At 61.4% G+C, this 19,616-nt stretch carries 23 protein-coding genes; 16 read left to right on the top strand and 7 right to left on the bottom strand.

The features are described 5' to 3' along the window. Window positions 1-77: 77 nt before the first annotated feature. From folE to N8H74_RS28130, 4 genes are all read right to left on the bottom strand, one after another. Entirely contained in the window at window positions 78-623 is a 546-nt protein-coding gene (gene folE / locus N8H74_RS28145; RefSeq protein ID WP_003204506.1) for a GTP cyclohydrolase I FolE, read from the bottom strand. Window positions 624-700: 77 nt separating this feature from the next. Then, a complete protein-coding gene (locus tag N8H74_RS28140; protein ID WP_262151929.1) occupies window positions 701-1,258 on the bottom strand; it encodes a Smr/MutS family protein in 558 nt (185 codons plus the stop codon). A gap of 74 nt (window positions 1,259-1,332) precedes the next feature. After that, window positions 1,333-1,653: a hypothetical protein gene (locus N8H74_RS28135; RefSeq protein WP_217834631.1), complete on the bottom strand. Its 321-nt coding sequence runs from the start codon at window positions 1,651-1,653 to the stop codon at window positions 1,333-1,335. A gap of 132 nt (window positions 1,654-1,785) precedes the next feature. Further along, window positions 1,786-2,376 carry a cysteine hydrolase family protein gene (locus N8H74_RS28130; protein WP_217834630.1) on the bottom strand — a complete coding sequence of 197 codons (591 nt, stop codon included), beginning with the start codon at window positions 2,374-2,376 and terminating at the stop codon, window positions 1,786-1,788. Window positions 2,377-2,615: 239 nt separating this feature from the next. Here N8H74_RS28130 and prmB point away from each other — a divergent pair, with 239 nt between their 5' ends. Continuing rightward, window positions 2,616-3,524: a 50S ribosomal protein L3 N(5)-glutamine methyltransferase gene (gene prmB / locus N8H74_RS28125; RefSeq protein WP_262151927.1), complete on the top strand. Its 909-nt coding sequence runs from the start codon at window positions 2,616-2,618 to the stop codon at window positions 3,522-3,524. A gap of 97 nt (window positions 3,525-3,621) precedes the next feature. Here prmB and N8H74_RS28120 read toward each other — a convergent pair whose 3' ends face one another. Then, entirely contained in the window at window positions 3,622-4,413 is a 792-nt protein-coding gene (locus tag N8H74_RS28120; protein WP_217834628.1) for a hypothetical protein, read from the bottom strand. Window positions 4,414-4,509: 96 nt separating this feature from the next. Continuing rightward, window positions 4,510-5,463 carry a lysophospholipase gene (locus N8H74_RS28115; protein WP_262151925.1) on the bottom strand — a complete coding sequence of 318 codons (954 nt, stop codon included), beginning with the start codon at window positions 5,461-5,463 and terminating at the stop codon, window positions 4,510-4,512. Window positions 5,464-5,593: 130 nt separating this feature from the next. On the opposite strand from N8H74_RS28115, the gene aroC reads away from it, so the two are divergent. The 5 genes from aroC (at window position 5,594) to mtnC (ending at window position 9,815) form a co-directional block, all read left to right on the top strand. After that, entirely contained in the window at window positions 5,594-6,685 is a 1,092-nt protein-coding gene (gene aroC, locus N8H74_RS28110; protein ID WP_262151923.1) for a chorismate synthase, read from the top strand. A gap of 34 nt (window positions 6,686-6,719) precedes the next feature. After that, window positions 6,720-7,865: an MFS transporter gene (locus N8H74_RS28105; RefSeq protein WP_217834625.1), complete on the top strand. Its 1,146-nt coding sequence runs from the start codon at window positions 6,720-6,722 to the stop codon at window positions 7,863-7,865. After that, window positions 7,862-8,482 (top strand): methylthioribulose 1-phosphate dehydratase, encoded by a 621-nt coding sequence (locus N8H74_RS28100; RefSeq protein WP_262151921.1) that lies wholly within the window; start codon window positions 7,862-7,864, stop codon window positions 8,480-8,482. The genes N8H74_RS28105 and N8H74_RS28100 overlap by 4 nt, the downstream gene beginning before the upstream one ends. A 99-nt stretch (window positions 8,483-8,581) precedes the next feature. After that, entirely contained in the window at window positions 8,582-9,127 is a 546-nt protein-coding gene (locus tag N8H74_RS28095; protein ID WP_262151919.1) for an acireductone dioxygenase, read from the top strand. A gap of 4 nt (window positions 9,128-9,131) precedes the next feature. Next, window positions 9,132-9,815, top strand: coding sequence for an acireductone synthase (gene mtnC, locus N8H74_RS28090; RefSeq protein WP_262151917.1), 684 nt, complete (start codon window positions 9,132-9,134; stop codon window positions 9,813-9,815). 75 nt (window positions 9,816-9,890) lie between these two features. Here mtnC and N8H74_RS28085 read toward each other — a convergent pair whose 3' ends face one another. Continuing rightward, the gene (locus N8H74_RS28085; protein WP_217834621.1) at window positions 9,891-10,169 is read right to left on the bottom strand and encodes a DUF3509 domain-containing protein; all 279 of its coding nucleotides are present in this window, start codon (window positions 10,167-10,169) and stop codon (window positions 9,891-9,893) included. 387 nt (window positions 10,170-10,556) lie between these two features. Between N8H74_RS28085 and N8H74_RS28080 the strand changes: the two genes are divergently transcribed. The 10 genes from N8H74_RS28080 (at window position 10,557) to N8H74_RS28035 (ending at window position 19,553) form a co-directional block, all read left to right on the top strand. Beyond that, window positions 10,557-12,395, top strand: a complete 1,839-nt coding sequence (locus N8H74_RS28080; protein ID WP_262151915.1) for a long-chain-acyl-CoA synthetase — start codon at window positions 10,557-10,559, stop codon at window positions 12,393-12,395. 97 nt (window positions 12,396-12,492) lie between these two features. After that, window positions 12,493-13,011: an ankyrin repeat domain-containing protein gene (locus tag N8H74_RS28075; RefSeq protein WP_262151913.1), complete on the top strand. Its 519-nt coding sequence runs from the start codon at window positions 12,493-12,495 to the stop codon at window positions 13,009-13,011. Between the two features lie 95 nt (window positions 13,012-13,106). After that, a complete protein-coding gene (locus tag N8H74_RS28070; RefSeq protein WP_262151911.1) occupies window positions 13,107-13,637 on the top strand; it encodes a hypothetical protein in 531 nt (176 codons plus the stop codon). Window positions 13,638-13,706: 69 nt separating this feature from the next. Continuing rightward, window positions 13,707-13,898: a PLDc N-terminal domain-containing protein gene (locus tag N8H74_RS28065; RefSeq protein WP_217834617.1), complete on the top strand. Its 192-nt coding sequence runs from the start codon at window positions 13,707-13,709 to the stop codon at window positions 13,896-13,898. A 178-nt stretch (window positions 13,899-14,076) separates the two neighbouring features. Further along, window positions 14,077-14,952 carry a polyamine aminopropyltransferase gene (gene speE, locus N8H74_RS28060; protein WP_217834616.1) on the top strand — a complete coding sequence of 292 codons (876 nt, stop codon included), beginning with the start codon at window positions 14,077-14,079 and terminating at the stop codon, window positions 14,950-14,952. 173 nt (window positions 14,953-15,125) lie between these two features. Continuing rightward, on the top strand, window positions 15,126-15,359 hold the full coding sequence (locus tag N8H74_RS28055; RefSeq protein WP_217834615.1) for a hypothetical protein: 234 nt from the start codon (window positions 15,126-15,128) through the stop codon (window positions 15,357-15,359). Between the two features lie 209 nt (window positions 15,360-15,568). After that, window positions 15,569-15,916 (top strand): ribonuclease E inhibitor RraB, encoded by a 348-nt coding sequence (locus tag N8H74_RS28050; RefSeq protein ID WP_217834614.1) that lies wholly within the window; start codon window positions 15,569-15,571, stop codon window positions 15,914-15,916. 464 nt (window positions 15,917-16,380) lie between these two features. Beyond that, entirely contained in the window at window positions 16,381-17,790 is a 1,410-nt protein-coding gene (locus N8H74_RS28045) for a circularly permuted type 2 ATP-grasp protein (protein WP_217834613.1), read from the top strand. Between the two features lie 12 nt (window positions 17,791-17,802). Beyond that, complete coding sequence (locus N8H74_RS28040; protein ID WP_262151907.1) at window positions 17,803-18,753, top strand: alpha-E domain-containing protein; 951 nt, start codon at window positions 17,803-17,805, stop codon at window positions 18,751-18,753. Beyond that, complete coding sequence (locus tag N8H74_RS28035) at window positions 18,750-19,553, top strand: transglutaminase family protein (RefSeq protein ID WP_262151905.1); 804 nt, start codon at window positions 18,750-18,752, stop codon at window positions 19,551-19,553. The genes N8H74_RS28040 and N8H74_RS28035 overlap by 4 nt, the downstream gene beginning before the upstream one ends. The last annotated feature ends 63 nt before the right edge of the window (window positions 19,554-19,616 follow it).

Below are 19,616 nucleotides of genomic sequence, written 5' to 3'. Positions count from 1 at the left end.
AGAAGGCGCGCAGCTTACCCGATTTTTCACGGACGAAAAAAAACCGGCGATCAACGCCGGTTTTTTTGTGTGACGAATCACTTGATCAGGCTGAGAAACTCGCTGCGGGTCGCCGCGTTTTCGCGGAACTCACCGAGCATCACCGAAGTGATCATCGATGAATTCTGTTTCTCCACACCGCGCATCATCATGCACATGTGCTTGGCCTCGATCACCACCGCCACGCCCAGGGCGCCGGTGACTTGTTGCACCGCATCGGCGATCTGGCGGCTGAGGTTTTCCTGAATCTGCAGGCGGCGTGCGTACATGTCGACGATCCGCGCGACCTTCGACAGGCCCAGCACCTTGCCGCTCGGGATGTAGGCGACGTGCGCCTTGCCGATGAACGGCAGCAAGTGGTGTTCGCACAACGAGTAGAGCTCGATGTCCTTGACCAGCACCATTTCGCTGTTGTCGGAGCTGAACAGGGCACCGTTGGTGACCTCTTCGAGCGTCTGTTCGTAACCGCGGCAGAGGTACTGCATGGCTTTGGCCGCACGCTTTGGCGTGTCGAGCAGGCCCTCGCGGGAGACGTCCTCGCCCAGTTGGCCGAGAATCGCGGTGTAATTCTGTTCCAGGGACATGAAACTACCTGTGGGGATTTTCGCAAAGGGCAAGGGTACGGTGGCGGACACGACCCTGCAAGTTCGGTGTAACGCGATTATTCGTCGCGGCCATCCATCATGGTGCGTTTGAGCATCACATACACGGCGCCGGCGCCACCATGTCTGGCCTGGCAGGAGGCGAAGCCGAGCACTTGCGGATGCTGGCGCAGCCAGGTGTTGACGTGGCTTTTGATCATCGGCCGCTTGCCGTCCAGGCGCACGGCCTTGCCGTGGGTGACGCGCACGCAGCGGATTTCGAACTTGGTCGCTTCGGCGAGAAACGCCCAGAGGGTTTCCCGGGCCTTTTCGACGCTCATGCCGTGCAGGTCGAGGCTGCCTTCGAACGGAATCTGGCCGATCTTCAGCTTGCGCATCTGGCTTTCCTGAACCCCGTCGCGCGACCACATCAGCTCGTCTTCCGGGCCGACATCGATGACGAACTGATCTGACAGGCCATCAACGGTGGTGGCATCGGTGCGCACGGTGGCGGACTGGCGCAGCTTGGCGATCTGCGCGCGGTCAGCCTTGGGTTTGCCGGTGTCGGCGCGGTCGTGCTTGATCGGCTTGACGCCTTGGATCGCACTTTTGAACAGGGAAAAATCGTCGTCTTGCATGTCAGCCTCCGCGAAGGGCGGCCAGTTTACCCAAGTCGAAACAAAACGGCCCGGCAAAAAGCCAGGCCGTCGATTCAGTCGTGTTTTTTCATCAGGTGCGGGGACATGTTCAGTTCCCGCGATTGCCGTGCGCGACGTCGGCAACGACGCCACAGGGCCACGCCGAAATACAGGAACAACAGGCCGACCGCGAGAATGATCGCCGAGCCGAGGGGTGTTGCGTTCAAATCGCCGAGGGCCGGCGGGTGCCCCAGCAGGCTGGCGGCCCCGGCCATCGCCAGCAGCACGCCGAACGTCGCCAGAATGGCAGCGATCGCCGCGCCGAATCGAAATCGCCAGTTGCTTTGGCCTTTGGGCCGCAAGCGGCGAGCGTCAAATCCATCGGATAACTTCATTCCGACCTTCCTCAATGGGTATCGGCCCTTCGACCGGGAGTTGACCGGGTTGTTCCTGAGGCTAGGGTAATTGAAGCAAATGCGAGCTTTTTGCGGATGAGCGGCGGCATGGGCCGCTCATCGAGCGCTGATTCAGGCGAAATCCTGGGTTTTGGCGAGCGTGGCGAAGTTGTCGGCCATGATCGCCATTTCCGCTTCCTGCACCTGCTCGGCACTGAGCACGCGGCCCTTGAACGGCAGGTCGCGAGTGGCGCAGGCATCTTCGACGAGGGTGCAACGGAAGCCCAGGTTCTTCGCCGCACGCACGGTGGTGCTGACGCTGGAATGACTCATGAAGCCGCAGACGATCAGATCCAGCGAGCCGATGGTTTGCAGGTGATCGTAGAGTTCGGTGCCGTGGAACGCGCTCGGCAGCAGTTTGCCGATGACGGTTTCATCGCTCAGGGGTTCCAGCCCGGCGATGAACTCGCCGCGCTCGCCCTGCGGGTCGAACAGGCCGCCGACGGTGCCGAGGTGACGCACATGCACGATCGGTCGACCGGCCGCGCGGGCGGCGGTCACCAGTTGTTTGATGTTCGCGACAGCTGCGTCCATGCCGCTCAGGGCCAGCGGGCCACTGAGATATTCTTTCTGGGCATCGATGATGACCAGGGTGGCATGGCTCAACGTGGCCGCTGCGTAACCGCGACCGCTGAGTTGAAACATCGTTTTTGGAACGGACATTCTGGGGCTCCTTGGGGTGGGGCTTTTGCGACATTGTCCTCTGGCTGAGCGCTTCTGTGAATCGCTACCATCGTAGGCACCGTCGTTACTGGCCTGCAGCCTTGTCAAGTTACACGTTCTGTTCAATAGCTGAATAGAAAATCGGAAAAGTCCTACTGGTGACCCAGAGTTTTTCCTGCGTCGTCGTGGCGCGTTTTGGCTGCTAGAATCGCCAGTCGTTTTTTCTGGAGTTCTGCGCCGTGATCACTTCCCGCCTTCGTACCCTGCGTGACCATATCCGTTGGGCCGTCAGCCGCTTCCATGGGGAGGATCTGTTTTTCGGCCATGGCACCGACAACGCCTGGGACGAAGCCCGGCAACTGGTGCTGGGCGCGCTGCACCTGCCATGGGAAATCGCCGACGCCTACCTTGACTGCGCGCTGGAAGACGATGAACTGGTCAACCTGCAACGCTTGCTCAAGCGCCGCATCGAAGAGCGCATTCCGACCGCGTACCTGTTGGGTGAAGCCTGGTTCTGCGGCATGTCGTTCATCGTCGACGAGCGCGTGCTGATCCCGCGTTCGCCGATTGGCGAGCTGATCGAAAACCGCTTTGCGCCGTGGATCGGCACTGAGCCGGCGCGGATTCTCGACCTGTGCACCGGCTCCGGCTGCATCGGCATCGCCTGTGCCTACGAGTTCCAGGACGCCGAAGTGGTGCTGGCGGATCTGTCGTTCGAAGCGCTGGAAGTGGCCAATCAGAACATCGAGCGCCATGGCGTCGACGAGCGCGTGTTCACCGTTCAGGGCGATGGCTTCGATGGGTTGCCGGGGCAGCGTTTCGACTTGATCGTGTCGAACCCGCCTTATGTCGATGCGGAAGATTTCGCCGACATGCCGGGCGAGTACCAGCACGAACCGGAACTGGGCCTGGCCTGCGGTGACGACGGTCTGAACCTGGTGCGCCGGATGCTCGCCGAAGCGGCGGATCACCTGACCGAGAAAGGCTTGCTGATTGTTGAAGTCGGCAACAGCCAGGTGCATGTCGAAGCGTTGTACCCGGAAGTCGATTTCGCCTGGCTGGAGTTCCAGCGCGGCGGGCATGGCGTGTTCATGCTGACCGCCGAGCAGTGCCGCGACCATCAGGCGTTGTTCGCCTCGCGCATCTGACCGTTAAAAGCTTCGCGGGCAAGCCCGCTCCCACGGGTTCATGGCGATCCTTGTGGGAGCGGGCTTGTCCGCGAATGCGTTGCCTGGGTCTTGAATCTTACCGATGGGTAGCAATCCAGATCAGCAACCCGGCCTGAAACACCGCAAACGCCACCAGGCACGTAATGGTGAAGCGCAATCCGGCGTCTTCGCGCTTGAACTTGCTGACTTTCTCTTCCTGCTTTTTCAGCTTCACTTCCTGCTCGGCCAGGTTCTGCTCGGCCTGTTGCAGCATCTGCGCCGCTTCGAGAATCTCGACGATCTGCAGTTTTTCGCTGTTCCAGTCTGCGAGCAGGTCACCAACCTGAACCTCTTTGACACTGCCTTTGAGGTGCTGGGCGTCGGCGTAAGCGACGTCAAAACCGTGCACCCGCAGGAAATGATCGCGGCGCAGGCGGGTGTCTTCGTTCAGCGCGTCCTTGTTGTTCAAGTCCATGCCGTCGACGGTGTAGCCGGGCCAGCGCTTTTTCGCCCAGGTGATGCCCTGAGCCGCCATGAAACGGCCGATGCCGCGATTCAGCGGTTCGATCTGCAAACCGCTGTCCGGGCCGAAATGCACGCGTTTGGTCTTGTGGTCGACCCACACGTCGAGCTGGTTCTGTTCTTTACGCACGCGCTGAGCGGGTAGCTTGATCGCCATGCGCATCAGGCTGTGTTCCTTGCTGTTGCGCTCGGCGTAACCGAATTCGACAAAGCGCAGCGGCCGCCCGCCGGTGTTGCGATCGGTCTGCAACGGCGCCAGGCGGAGCATCTTGTGGTGCTCGACGTGGACATCCGCCCAAGGCAGCTCGACCGCTGGCGGTGCGTCTTTTTCAGCGGTGGTGTCGGGTGAAGTCTGGGTATCAGTCATAACGGCGAGATCCTGTCCAAGCTGCTTGTCGCCAGCCGGTACGCTGGCGACAAAGGCTTATCGGCCGCTTTTTGCAAGACTGGAGGGCAACGGCGCTTATCGGGTACGAAGTCCGTCAATAAACTCGAGGATCCGGCTGCCCAGTTCCGCCGCCAGCGGCAGATTCGGATCTTTATAGGACGCCAACTGGCGTTTGACGTCGTTGGGTACGATGCGCAAAACGTGGTTCATCCCTTCGATCAAGGCCAGTTGTGCGTCCGGTTTGGCAGCCTTGAGCCGCTTCGCGTCGTCGACCTGAACCTGAATGTCGTTGCTGCCCTGAACGATCAGCGCCGGCATTGTCAGTTTCGCGAAGGCTTTCGCCGGCTCCTGACGAAACAGCGAGATCAGGTACGGCTGCACGCTCGGACGGAAAATCACCTGCAACGGCGCCGGCACATTGTCGTCGGTGTGCCCGGCCTTGAGGCTGTCGAGCAATTGGTTGCTGCGCAGCATCAGCGGTGGCGGCAGGCGTTGGGCCAATTGCTGGCGCAGCACCTGATCGATCGGCCGGGCGCTGCCGGACAGGGAAATCACCCCGGCGGCATCCAGCTGTGGCGCGGCGAGTGTGGCAATCAGCGCGCCTTCGCTGTGGCCGAGCAGGATCAACGGGCCGAAGCGCGGATCGGCCTTGAGCTTGTTGCCCCAGGCCACCGCATCCGCCACGTAGGCATCGACCGTCAGATTACGCTCGTCCGGGGTCGCGGCCAGGCTCGCGGCGACGCCGCGCTTGTCGAAGCGCACGCTGGCGACATTGTGTTTGGCCAGCACCCAGGCCAGGCGCTTGAGGCTGTCGTTGCGTCCGCCGTCGGGGTTGTTTCCGTCACGATCTGTAGGACCCGAGCCTGAAAGAATCAGGACAACCGGCACCGGTTTGTCGGATTTGGGCAGCAACAGCGAGCCGAAAAGTTCGCCGCGACCGGTGTCCAAAGTCACCGGACGTTGCAGGACAGTCGCCTGGACGAAGCCAGTAAACAGGGTAAGGCTCAAGATCAAAACTCGCAGCATCATCACGCCATCATTTGCCAAGGTGCCGGTTGGACTCGCCAACACCACTAAGGTTCGAGGATGAACTAGTCGGTTAGGCTGCGTATACTGGCGCACATCACGAATTTGGGTTTGATTTCACGGAGCGTTCTGCATGTCCGGCAATACCTACGGCAAGTTGTTCACTGTCACCACCGCAGGCGAAAGCCATGGTCCGGCGTTGGTCGCCATTGTCGACGGCTGCCCGCCGGGCCTGGAGATTTCCCTAGAAGACCTGCAGCGCGACCTCGATCGCCGCAAGCCGGGCACCAGCCGCCACACCACCCAGCGCCAGGAAGCCGATGAAGTCGAAATCCTCTCCGGCGTGTTCGAGGGCCGCACCACCGGTTGCGCCATCGGCCTGCTGATCCGTAACACCGACCAGAAGTCCAAGGACTACTCGGCGATCAAGGATCTGTTCCGCCCGGCCCATGCCGACTACACCTACCACCACAAATACGGCGAGCGCGACTATCGCGGCGGCGGTCGCAGTTCGGCGCGGGAAACCGCCATGCGCGTGGCCGCTGGCGCTATCGCCAAGAAGTACCTGGCGACCCAGGGCATCGTCATTCGTGGCTACATGAGCCAGCTCGGGCCGATTGAAATCCCGTTCAAGACCTGGGATTCGGTAGAACAGAACGCGTTCTTCAGCCCGGACCCGGACAAGGTGCCGGAGCTGGAAGCCTACATGGACCAGTTGCGCCGCGACCAGGACTCGGTCGGGGCGAAGATCACCGTGGTGGCCGAAGGCGTGATGCCGGGCCTCGGCGAGCCGATCTTCGACCGTCTCGACGCCGAACTGGCGCACGCGCTGATGAGCATCAATGCCGTCAAAGGTGTGGAAATCGGCGCCGGTTTCGCCTCGGTCGCCCAGCGTGGCACCGAACACCGCGATGAACTGACCCCGGAAGGTTTCCTCAGCAACAACGCTGGCGGCATCCTCGGCGGTATCTCGTCCGGTCAGCCGATCGTTGCCCATCTGGCCTTGAAGCCGACATCGAGCATCACCACGCCGGGCCGTTCGATCGACATCCATGGCAACCCGGTCGAGGTCATCACCAAAGGTCGTCATGACCCCTGCGTCGGCATCCGCGCCACGCCGATTGCCGAAGCGATGATGGCGATCGTGCTGATGGACCACCTGCTGCGTCATCGCGGGCAGAACGCCGATGTGCGCGTGAGTACGCCGATCCTGGGTCAGCTTTGATGGGTGACTCTGTAGCCGCTGCGGTCTGACGGGCGTGGCGGCGCTCCCGTACTGGCGGCTGTCCAGTTTCTATCTGTTCTATTTCGCCTTGCTCGGCTCGACGGCGCCGTTTCTGGCGCTGTACTTCGATCACCTCGGATTCAGCGCCGCGCGCATCGGTGAGCTGGTGGCGATCCCGATGCTGATGCGCTGCGTCGCGCCGAACATCTGGGGCTGGCTCGGTGACTACACCGGCCGACGCCTGGCCATCGTGCGCTTTGGCGCGGTGTGTACGCTGCTGACCTTTTCGCTGATCTTCGTCAGCAAGAGCTACGCCTGGCTGGCGATGGTTATGGCCCTGCACGCCTTCTTCTGGCACGCGGTACTGCCGCAGTTCGAAGTCATCACCCTGGCGCATTTGCAGGGCCAGACCTCGCGCTACAGCCAGATTCGTCTCTGGGGTTCGATCGGCTTCATCATCACCGTGGTCGCGCTGGGCCGGTTGTTCGAATGGCTCAGCCTCGACATCTATCCGGCGGCGCTGGTGCTGATCATGGCCGGAATCGTGCTCAGCAGCCTGTGGGTGCCGAATGCGCAACCGGCCCAGGGCAACCGGCCGACCGGCGAGGGCTTTCTCAAGCAGTTGCGCAGTCCTGGCGTGCTGGCGTTTTATGGCTGCGTTGCGCTGATGCAGATGAGCCACGGGCCGTATTACACGTTTCTGACGTTGCACCTTGAGCGACTGGGCTACAGCCGCGGCGTGATCGGCATGCTCTGGGCGGTCGGCGTGGTCGCCGAAGTGCTGATGTTCATGGCGATGAGCCGGATCCTCGCGCGTTTTTCGTTGCGCCGGGTGTTGATGGCGAGTTTCCTGCTGGCGGCACTGCGCTGGGTGCTGCTCGGAGCGTTCGCCGAATTCCTCGGGGTACTGCTGTTCGCGCAGGTGCTGCACGCGGCGACCTTCGGCAGCTTTCACGCCGCTGCCATCCAGTTCGTGCAACGTAGTTTCGGCGCACGTCAGCAAGGCCAGGGCCAAGCGTTGTACGCCGCGCTGGCCGGCACCGGTGGTGCGCTCGGCGCGCTGTATGCCGGTTACAGCTGGAATGCCCTGGGCGCCACATTGACCTTTAGTATTGCCAGTCTCGCGGCGCTCGCTGCTGCCGTTATCATTGCCACACGTATGCAAGAGGACAGGCCATGAGCCTTACGCGTGAACAGCTCGCCCAGCAAATCATCGATGCCGGGCAGTTTCTTTATGGTCGCGGCTGGTCGCCGGCTACCAGCAGCAATTACTCGACACGGCTGTCGCCGAGCGAAGCGCTGCTGACCGTCTCCGGCAAACACAAGGGCCAACTGGGCCTGGACGACGTGCTGGCAACGGACCTTGACGGCAACAGCCTGGAGCCGGGCAAGAAACCGTCCGCCGAAACTCTGCTGCACACCCAGCTCTATCGCTGGCGCGAGGAAATCGGTGCGGTATTGCACACCCATTCGGTGAACGCCACCGTGCTGTCGCGCCTGACCCCGGAAGACTTCATCGAGTTCGAAGACTACGAACTGCAAAAAGCCTTCAGCGGCATTTCCACCCACGAATCCCGGGTGCGCGTGCCGATCTTCGACAACGATCAGGACATTGCGCGCCTCGCCGCCAAGGTGCAGCCTTGGCTCGACGCCCATCCCGATTGCGTGGGTTATCTGATCCGTGGCCACGGCCTCTACACCTGGGGTGCGCGCATGAGCGACGCACTGCGGCAGATCGAGGCTTTCGAATTCCTGTTTGAATGCGAGTTGAAAACCCGCAGCGTACTCAACCGTTAACGGCCAGACTGCGCCACAGTCGCCGACCGCCTGATGCAGCGCCACGCCTGACCGGTGTCCACAAACCGGACGGCGTCGCCGATACCGAGGAATTGCCCCATGAGCAGCCTGTCTGTCTACCACGTTTCCAGCCCCGAGATTCCCAACAAGGTGCTGACCCATTTCGAAGACATCGCGTCGACCCTGGCCGAGCAGGGCGTGCGTTTCGACCGCTGGCAAGCTGTCGCGAAGATCCAGCCCGGCGCCAGCCAGGAAGAGGTGATCGGCGCCTACCGGGAGCAGATCGACAAACTGATGACCGAGCGCGGTTACATCACCGTCGATGTGGTCAGCCTCAACAGCGATCATCCGCAAAAAGCCGAACTGCGCGCCAAGTTCCTCGAAGAACACCGCCATGGCGAGGACGAAGTACGATTTTTCGTTGCCGGTCGTGGCCTGTTTACTCTGCACATCGACGATTACGTCTACGCCGTGCTCTGCGAAAAGAACGATCTGATTTCGGTGCCGGCCGGCACCAAACACTGGTTCGACATGGGCGAGCATCCACATTTCGTGGCGATCCGCCTGTTCAACAACCCGGAAGGCTGGGTCGCCAACTTCACCGGCGAAGACATCGCCGGCCGTTTCCCGCGTCTGGAGGATTGAGCCGATGTCGATCAAGGTCATCCTCACCGACATCGAAGGCACCACCAGCGCGGTGAGCTTCGTGTTCGACGTGCTGTTCCCGTATGCGGCCAGACATCTGCCGGATTTTGTCCGCCAGAATGCCGAGCGGGCGGATGTCGCCGGGCAACTGAACGCCGTGCGCCGTGACAGCAATGAACCGCAGGCTGACGTCGAGCGTGTGGTCGAGATTCTGCTGGGCTGGATCGCCGAAGACCGCAAGGCCACGCCGCTCAAGGCGTTGCAAGGCATGGTCTGGGAGCAGGGCTATCAGGCCGGGCAATTGAAGGGGCACGTCTACCCGGATGCGGTCGAAGCGCTGAAGCGTTGGCATCAGGCCGGTTATCAACTGTTTGTGTATTCGTCCGGTTCGATCCAGGCGCAGAAGCTGATTTTCGGCTGTTCCGAGGCCGGGGATCTGACGCCGCTGTTCAGCGGCTACTTCGACACTACGTCGGGGCCGAAGCGTGAAGTGCAGTCCTACCGCACGATTCAACAGGCGACCGGCGTCGAGGCGGAGCAGATTCTGTTTCTGTCGGACATCGTCGAAGAACTCGACGCGGCTCAGGCTGCCGGCCTGCAGACCTGCGGCCTGGCCCGTGAGGGCGGTGAGCTGGCGGGGCATGTGACCGTTGACAGCTTTACCGGGATCGAGCCGGAAGCGTTCTGAGTCCAATCGATTCGTGCATAAACAAAACAGGCCGTGAAGCCATGCTTCACGGCCTGTTTTGTTTAAAGGGGTCCGTTACGCCGAGTGATAGGTCGGCAGGGCAAAGCGCTGCTGGCTCTGCAGCATCGTAATCTGCGGCAGCTCGCTGGCCTGTTCGGCCAGGTCACGACGGATGGCGCTGATCGCCCACGACAATTGATCGCCGGCATGCAGTTGCTGATAGGACAGCGCACGTTTGAACACCTTGCCGTCGCTGCTGCGCAATGTCAGCAGGATCCCGCCATCGGGGCGCGGGGCGGTGGTGACGTCGAAGTTGGAGAACAGGGAGGTAAATTTTTCCTGGATCAGGTTCATGTCTTTCAGCTCCGTATGCACATGAATGGCAAGCATGTGCAGGGAGTTGCAGCGATTGTGCCAGCAGCGAATATTTTAAAATTCTATATAAATCAATGATTTATAAATTTTGATAGTTCGGGCTGTCGTGCAATCTGCATGAATGGCCATCGTGCATCCTGCATTTTGCGGGATCGTTGTCGCGCCGGTGGAACCAAATCGCCCCGTAGCGTTCGCCATCGCCAGGCCTGTTGTGGCGGATACAAAACATTGCAAAAACCGCGTGTACATCCTCGAAAGCGCTGACGTATTTTCGGCCTCGACCCTCGCCCGAAAGCGCCGGTTGCCGCACTTGATTGCCCGACAATAAAAAACCGGCCTGCACGCCAGGGCCGAACGGGAGCTGCCATGAGCCACGCGTCAAGCGACACGATTACCTGGAGCATGATGCTCCGCAAACTGCCGACCATCGCCAAAGCCATCCCCCGGGTGGTGAAAGGCATGAAAGTGGCGAACGTCAAGGATCCGACCCAAACCTGTGGCCTGGGCTGGACGTTCGAGCAGGCAACCCTGCACAACCCCCATGGCCCGGCGTTGCTGCACGGCGATGTGGTGCTGACGTATACCGAGGTCAACCAGTGGGCCAACCGCATCGCTCACTACCTGAGCGGGCAGGGCGTCGGCAAGGGCGATGTGGTCGCGGTGTTCATCGAAAACCGCCCGGAACTGCTGGTGACGATTCTGGCTCTGGCCAAGGTTGGCGCCGTCAGCGCGCTGCTCAATACCTCGCAGACCCGCGACACCCTGATCCACAGCATCAACCTGGTGGCCCCGGTGGCGATCGTGGTGGGCGAGGAATTGCTCCCGGCCTTCGCGGCGGTGCGCGAACAAGTGTCGATCCCGGCGCTGCGCACCTGGTATGTCGCCGATCGCGACACCTTCAGCCATCCGGGCAGCGCGCCCGAGGGTTTTATCAACCTGATCGGGGCCAGTGCCGATGCCTCGGTGGATAACCCGGCCAGCAGCCGGCAGATCTTCTTCGATGACCCGTGTTTCTACATCTACACCTCCGGCACCACCGGTCTGCCCAAGGCCGGGGTGTTCAAGCATGGCCGCTGGATGCGCAGCTCGGCCAGCTTCGGCATGATCGCCCTGAACATGCAGCCGGACGATGTCGTCTATTGCACTTTGCCGCTGTATCACGCCACCGGCCTGTGCGTGTGCTGGGGGGCGGCGATCAACGGCGCTTCGGGCTTTGCCATTCGCCGCAAGTTCAGCGCCAGCCAGTTCTGGAGTGACGTGCGCCGCTATCGGGCGACGACCCTCGGTTACGTCGGCGAGTTGTGCCGTTATCTGGTGGATCAGCCGGCCAGCGCCGATGACAGCCGCCACGACGTGCGCAAGATGATCGGTAACGGTCTGCGCCCCGGCGCGTGGGCCGAGTTCAAGACGCGCTTCGCGGTCGACCATATCTGTGAGCTGTATGCTGCCAGCGACGGCAATATCGGTTTCACCAACATCCTCAATTTCGACAACACCATCGGTTTTTCGCTGATGGCCTGGGAGCTGGTGGCCTACGATCACGACAGCGGCGAACCGCTGCGTGGCGACAATGGTTTCATGCGCAAGGTCGGCAAGGGCGAACAGGGCCTGCTGCTGGCGCGGATCGACGACAAGGCGCCGCTCGACGGCTACACCGATCCGCAGAAAACCGCCAAGGTCGTGTTGCAGGATGTGTTCACCAAGGGCGACCGCTTTTTCAACACCGGCGACCTGCTGCGCAACATCGGTTTTGGCCACGCGCAGTTTGTCGACCGCCTGGGCGACACCTATCGCTGGAAGGGCGAAAACGTCTCGACCACCGAAGTCGAGAACCTGTTGCTGCAACATCCGATGATTTCCGAAGCCGTGGCCTATGGCGTGGAAATCCCCAATACCAACGGCCGCGCGGGCATGGCGGCAATCACCCCGGCCGAATCCCTGGCGACCCTGGATTTCGCCGAACTGCTGGCGTTCGCCCGTCAGCGCATGCCGGCCTATGCGGTGCCGCTGTTCCTGCGGGTCAAGGTGAAAATGGAAACCACCGGCACCTTCAAGTACCAGAAAACCCGGCTGAAGAACGAAGGTTTCGATCCCGGCCAGACGGGCGATGATCCGATCTACGCCTGGTTGCCCGGCAGCCAGACCTACGTGCAGGTCACCGAGCAAGTATTGGCCGACATCCGTCAGGGCAGATACCGTTATTGAAATTGGCTATGGGCGGGCTTGGAAAAAAGGGGGTGACAGCTATCGTCGCGCTCGGGAAACTGTCGGCTTTCCGATTGACCGAAAATGGAGTTGCCCCATGTCCGACCAAAGCCGCCAGATGACCCCTGAAGAAGCTGCCGAATTCACCGAGCAGGTATTCAACAAGGCGCGCGACGGCGACGCGGTGATGCTGGATCGCCTGATCAGCGCCGGTTTGCCGGTGAACCTGAAAAACGGCAAGGGTGACACCCTGCTGATGCTGGCCAGCTACTACGGCCATGTCGACGCGGTGTTGGTGCTGCTCAAGCACAAGGCAGACCCGGAACAGCGCAACGGCAACGGCCAGAGTCCGATCGCCGGCGCGGCGTTCAAGGGTGACCTGGCGGTGGTCAGGGCTCTGGTCGAGGGTGGGGCGCAGATCGAAGGTGCGTCCTTCGACGGGCGTACCGCGCTGATGATGGCGGCGATGTTCAACCGGGTCGAAATCGTCGACTACCTGATCAGCCAGGGCGCCGACCCGCGAGCCAAGGACGCCAACGGCGTGACCGCGCTGGACGCGGCCCGCACCATGGGCGCGGTCGACACCACGAAGCAGCTGGAAAAACTGCTGGGCTAAAGCCGACGACGATCCTGTGGCGAAGCCGCCTGAGGGCGACGGAATGCGGTATCCTTCGCGCCCTCGAATTTCCCCTTCTTCACAGGATCCGCCCCATGAAAGCCGCACTGGTCGAACTCATCAGCAAAATCAGCTCCGGTTGCATGGGCGAGGACGAGATCCTGAAGGTCGCCGATGAAGCGGCGCAGGCCTACGCCGATACCGACGCTTTTCTGACCGCCAATCCGGACATCAACTACGACGACAGCTTCCCGATCCCGCTGGGCGAGTGGGTGGTGGTCGGCAGCCTGCCGGACACCGTGCTGTTCCAGGCCGACACCTACGCCGATCTGTTCGCGCAGATCGTTGCCTCGTTCGGTCCGGGCGTGGATTTCAACCTCAAGCCAAAACAACTGGCCAAGACCGAAGCGTTGACCGCGCTCAACCGCATTCAGGTGCAGATGAGCAGCCTGAACAAGGAAAACGGCGGCTACACGCTGATGAATTTCAGCCAGTTGCTCGACGACGAACTGCAAGTGGTGCTGGTCTACGGCAACGATGTGGCGCGGGTGCAGGCGCTGTGCGCCGAGGTCGGCATTGCCGCCGCACCGTCGCTGGAAGCCTTGAAGGTCGCTGTGCACGTCTGAGCAATAAAAGGGAACCCTGCGCCCGTCGGTCTATCCTAAAAGTGCATGCCACTATTCTGGAGTGACACCATGGGTTCCACGTTCAATGGTCTGATCGGCCTGATCATTCTCGCGCTCGACATCTGGGCGATCATCAACGTATTGAAAAGCAGCGCCGAGACCGGGATGAAAATCCTCTGGGTGCTGCTGATCATCCTCCTGCCGGTGCTGGGCCTGATTATCTGGGCGATTGCCGGGCCACGGGGGAATGTGCGGATCTGACAGCTTTTCCAGGAACCTGAAATCCACCTGCGGGAGCAAGCCTGCTCCCGCAACGGGCGATTGTGGTCAGCCGATCAACAGAGGTTCGACCTGTCATCTTCGGCAACGTAGAATGCGCGCCTTTCCCGGGCAATCGTCCCCACGACCGCGCCCGCGCATTTCATCGGAGCACTTGACCATGACCGTCACCAAGACCAGCGAATACCTGGAAACCCTCTACGAAGGCTACGGCCAGCGTTTCCGCATGGAAAAACTGCTGCACGAAGTGCGCACCGAACACCAGCATCTGGTGATTTTCCAGAACCCGCGCATGGGCCGGGTGATGGCGCTGGACGGCGTGATCCAGACCACCGAAGCCGACGAGTTCATCTACCACGAGATGCTCACTCACGTACCGATCCTGGCCCACGGCACCGCCAAGCGCGTGCTGATCATCGGCGGCGGCGACGGCGGCATGCTGCGCGAAGTGACCAAACACGCCAGCGTCGAGCACATCACCATGGTCGAGATCGACGGCACCGTGGTCGACATGTGCAAGGAGTTCCTGCCGGAGCATTCCAAGGGCGCCTATGACGACCCACGCCTGAATCTGGTGATCGACGACGGCATGCGTTTCGTCGCCACCACCACTGAAAAGTTCGACGTGATCATTTCCGACTCCACCGACCCGATCGGTCCGGGTGAAGTGCTGTTCTCGGAGAACTTCTACCAGGCCTGCCACCGTTGCCTGAACGAGGGCGGCATCCTCGTGACCCAGAACGGCACGCCGTTCATGCAGATCGACGAAGTCAAAACCACCGCCGGCCGCCTGCGCAGCCTGTTTCCGGACTGGCACTTCTATCAAGCGGCGGTTCCGACCTACATCGGCGGTTCGATGACCTTCGCCTGGGGCTCGACCAATCCGGCCTACCGCAAGCTGAGCCGCGAAACCCTGCAACAGCGCTTCATCGGCAGCGGCATCGTGACCCGTTACTACAACCCGGAAATCCACATCGGCGCCTTCGCCTTGCCGCAATACGTGCTGCAAGCGGTGAACAAGCCAAGCAACGACTGAACATCCGTTTCAGTCTGTTCTTCCTGCGGGAGCGAGCAAGTTCGCTCCCGCAGGTGCATTGATCGGAATTAATTTTTTTTCATGTGGGTCGCCGCGATCCGTTGGAACGATCATTCCTGAGACAAGTCGAGATAGGTGTAAGCCCATTCGCGGGTTTTATCCAGGAGGCTCCGATGTCAAAGTGGAACGTCACTTTCGTGGATGATCACGGGGAATTGATCAACGAAGTCTTTGAGTGTGAGGAATGCCCGAACCACGAGCAGGCCGCCAGACTCATCAAGGAACGCTACCTTCCTGTCGCCGCCGAGCTGGATCTGAACGATCTGGAAGGGCGCACCGCCGACGCCGGCGTCAAAAGCCTGAAAACCCAGCACAGCATTGAAATCCGCAGCATCACGCCGATCTGAAACCTTCCTGTCACATACGAAACCAGGCCTTGGCAGCGCCTCTGTCTTGGGGCTACTCTGCAAGCGAGATCAGCGAACGGATCGCTAAGGTCTGGTCTTGTCAGCTACATGCTTGTTTCCCGCCGGCAACGCGGTTGCCGAATCGCCCGGTCGACAGACCCGGTGCGGGAATACGGAAAGTCTATCCATCTATGCGAGGGGGACGATTCATGAGCACAGCCTATCAAGAAGACATCAGCAGCAGCGTGCTGCGCCGCATGAAAGAAGGCGGTTTCGACTTTTCACGATTCCATCCCATCGAGTTCTACGCCATTTTCCCGGACGAGGAGCGGGCGCGCAGGGCGGCAGGCAAGTTTCGCGGTGAATCCATCAATGCCCAGGTCAGCGTGCGCGACGACGGCGCGTGGTCTCTGGAATTGAGCAAGGTGATGCACGCCACCTACGACGACATTGGCGATTTCGAGCAGGGCTTCTCGGCGGTGGTCGAACCCTTGGGTGGCATCATCGAGGGATGGGGCGTCAAACAGGAGGTGCGCAGCCGCCATCGGTTGAATTGATCAGTGACTGGCACATCGAACAACGGCTGACCCTCGGGTCGGCCGTTGTCGTTTCTGGGGCACCTTTTGCTTTCAAAACGTTTCAGGCAGGCAAAAAAAAGCCACCTGAAAAGGTGGCTAAAGGGAAGACCGATAAGGAGAGGGAACCGGTCAGGGCTACGGCCTGGCGGACTGCGACGTCAATCCGGATCCATTGAGCTGAACACTTCACCGGGGGCAAGTCTTGCAGCGGATGCGCGGATTATCCGCAGCCCGCGCCGGGCGGTGAAATCAACTCTGACTATGCTGGTGATAGCGACGCCATTGCGTCGCAATGAGGCGGGGGCAATCCGGATGGGGCATTTGTTGCACAGGAATGGTGCGACGCTTGTGGCGTGAATATCCAACCGATTGAAATCAAAGCGTTTATGCCGATGGCACGGGCCTTGCGATGGTCCGTATGTCCGGGTGACAAGGAGTACGGCATGATCCGCACCTATTTTGATGAAATGTACGATGCCGGCGGCGCTGTCCGTCCGCATTACCGGGAGTTTGCCCGTTGGCTGGCCGACACGCCTGATGAGCTGCTGGCGCAACGCCGACGTGAGGCCGATCTGCTGTTTCACCGGGCCGGGATCACCTTCACGCTCTATGGGGACGAGCAGGGCACCGAACGCCTGATTCCTTTCGACACCATCCCGCGCAGCATTCCCGCCAGCGAGTGGCGGGTCGTCGAACGCGGCTGTATCCAGCGGGTCAAGGCGTTGAACATGTTTCTCGCCGACCTTTACCACGAGCAACGGATCATCAAGGCCGGGATCATTCCCGCCGAACAGGTGCTCGCCAACGAGCAGTACCAGTTGGCGATGCAGGGCCTGGATCTGCACCGCGACATCTATTCGCACATCTCCGGTGTCGATCTGGTTCGCGATGGCGACGGCACCTATTACGTCCTCGAGGACAACCTGCGCACTCCCAGCGGCGTGAGCTACATGCTCGAAGACCGCAAGATGATGATGCGGCTGTTTCCCGAACTGTTCGCCGCCCAGCGCATCGCGCCGATCGATCATTACCCGAACCTGCTGCTCGACACTCTGAAAAGCTCCAGCCCCATCGACGACCCGAGCGTGGTGGTGCTGACGCCGGGGCGTTTCAACAGCGCATTTTTCGAGCACGCGTTCCTGGCGCGGGAAATGGGCGTCGAGCTGGTGGAGGGGGCCGATCTGTTCGTGCGCGATGACAAGGTATACATGCGCACCACCGACGGTCCGAAAGCGGTGGATGTGATCTACCGCCGTCTCGACGACGCGTTCCTCGATCCGCTGGCGTTCCGTCCGGATTCGATGCTGGGCGTGCCGGGGCTGTTGTCGGCCTACCGCTCGGGCAACGTGGTGCTGGCCAATGCCATCGGCACCGGCGTGGCCGATGACAAGTCGGTGTACCCGTTTGTCACCGAGATGATCCGTTTCTACCTCGACGAAGAACCGATCCTGAAGAACGTGCCGACCTGGCAGTGCCGCAATCCGTCCGAGCTGTCCCACGTGCTGGCCAATCTGCCGGACCTGGTGGTCAAGGAAACCCAGGGCTCCGGCGGCTACGGAATGCTGGTGGGACCGGCGGCGACCACGGCGGAAATCGATGCGTTCCGCGAACGGATCAAGGCCAAGCCACACGCGTACATCGCCCAACCGACGCTGTCGCTGTCGACCTGTCCGACCTTTGTCGAAAACGGCATCGCGCCGCGCCACATCGACCTGCGTCCGTTTGTCCTGTCCGGTCGCGAAACCCGGGTGGTGCCCGGCGGCCTGACCCGTGTCGCCCTGCGCGAAGGCTCTCTGGTGGTGAATTCCTCCCAGGGCGGCGGAACCAAGGACACTTGGGTGGTCGAGGATTGAAGGAAGCTTGCCATGTTAAGTAGAACTGCCTCGGATCTGTATTGGATGTCGCGTTACCTGGAGCGGGCGGAAAACCTCGCACGGATGCTCGACATCAGTTATTCGCTGTCGCTGATGCCGCAGGACGGCCGTGGCGATGGCCTGCACGAACTCGCCATGCCGCTGCTGATCACCGGCACCCTGGACGATTACCTGGAGCGCCACGGCGAGTTGCATGCCGAACGGCTGCTGCATTTCTTTGCCCTCGATGCGGCCAACCCGGCGAGCATCTACAGCTGCCTCGGCGCGGCGCGGGCCAGTGCCCATGCGGTGCGCGGGCGGATCACCGCCGATATGTGGGAAAACATCAACGCCACCTGGCTGGAGATTCGCGGAATCGCCGAGCAGGGCCTCGGACGTTATGGCATGAGCCGTTTCTGTGAGTGGATCAAGGAGCGCTCGCACCTGTTCCGGGGCGCGTCCTACGGCACCATCATGCGTAACGATGCGTTTCGTTTCATCCGCCTGGGGACGTTCATCGAGCGGGCGGACAACACTTTGCGCCTGCTCGATGCACGCTACGAAATGGCCGGCGATCAGGCCGAAGCGGTCAGCGACGGCACCGCCCACGCCTACTACCAGTGGAGTGCATTGTTGCGCGCCTTGTCCTCGTTCGAGGCTTACACCGAGATCTACCGCGACGCGCCCGGCGCCCGGCATGTTGCCGAACTGCTGCTGTTGCGCGCCGACGTGCCGCGCTCGCTGCGGGCGTGTACCGAGGAGATCGACCAGATCCTCGCGCAGCTGCCCGGCGCCAACGGCCGTCCGGCGCAGCGCTTGGCAGCGGAAATGGACGCGCGCCTGCGCTACACCGGCATCAGCGAAATCCTCGAAGAAGGCCTGCACGCCTGGCTCAACGAATTCATCCCGCTGGTGCGCCAGTTGGGCAACGCCATTCACAGTTCCTACCTGGAGGCTGCATGAGACTTTCCATTAGCCACGAGACCACCTATCACTACGAAGATCAGGTGCGGGCGAGCATCCAGTATCTGCGACTGACACCTCATGACAGCGAGCGCCAGCATGTGCTGAGCTGGCAGCTCGACCTGCCGCGTCCGGTGCGCGCGCAGCTCGATCCGTTCGGCAACATCCTGCATGTGCTGACCATGGACGAGCCTCACGAGGCAATCATCATCGGCGCCCGTGGGCAGGTCGATATCGATGAGTTGCGCGAGGCGGAACATGAGAGCCAGTCGGCGCTGCCGTTTCTGCGTTTCACCCGTCTGACCGAAGCGGATGAAGCGCTGCGGGCGTTCGCGGAAAACGCCTGCAAGCAACGTCGTGATCGCACCGCACTGATCGACTTGATGCACGGCCTGAATCAACACATGACGTACACGCCGGGCTCCACCGAAGTCGACACCAGCGCCGCCCAGGCTTTCGCCGGGCGCGCGGGCGTTTGCCAGGACCATACCCACGCGTTTCTAGCCTGCGCGCGCAGTCTCGGGGTGCCGTCGCGTTATGTGTCGGGTTATTTGTACAGCGAGGATTGCGAGCATCTGGCCAGCCACGCCTGGGCTGAAGCCTGGCTGGATGACGCCTGGTACAGCTTCGACGTGACCAATCAACTGGCGCGGCCGGAGCGACACCTGAAACTGGCGGTGGGCCTGGATTACCTCGACGCCTGTCCGGTGCGCGGCATGCGTCGCGGCGGCGGGGGCGAGCAGATGCATGCCAAGGTGCTGGTGGCGTCGACGCCGGTGATCTCGGTTCAGCAGCAGTAGGAGCCGGAATACCGCTTCGCGAGCAGGCCCGCTCCCACATTGGAACTGTTAATACCCAGTCAA

Source organism: Pseudomonas sp. B2M1-30 (genome assembly GCF_025447575.1).
Lineage (GTDB): Bacteria > Pseudomonadota > Gammaproteobacteria > Pseudomonadales > Pseudomonadaceae > Aquipseudomonas > Aquipseudomonas botevensis.
The sequence above is the reverse complement of the archived record's forward strand: the minus strand, read 5'-3'. Positions and strand labels throughout refer to the sequence as shown.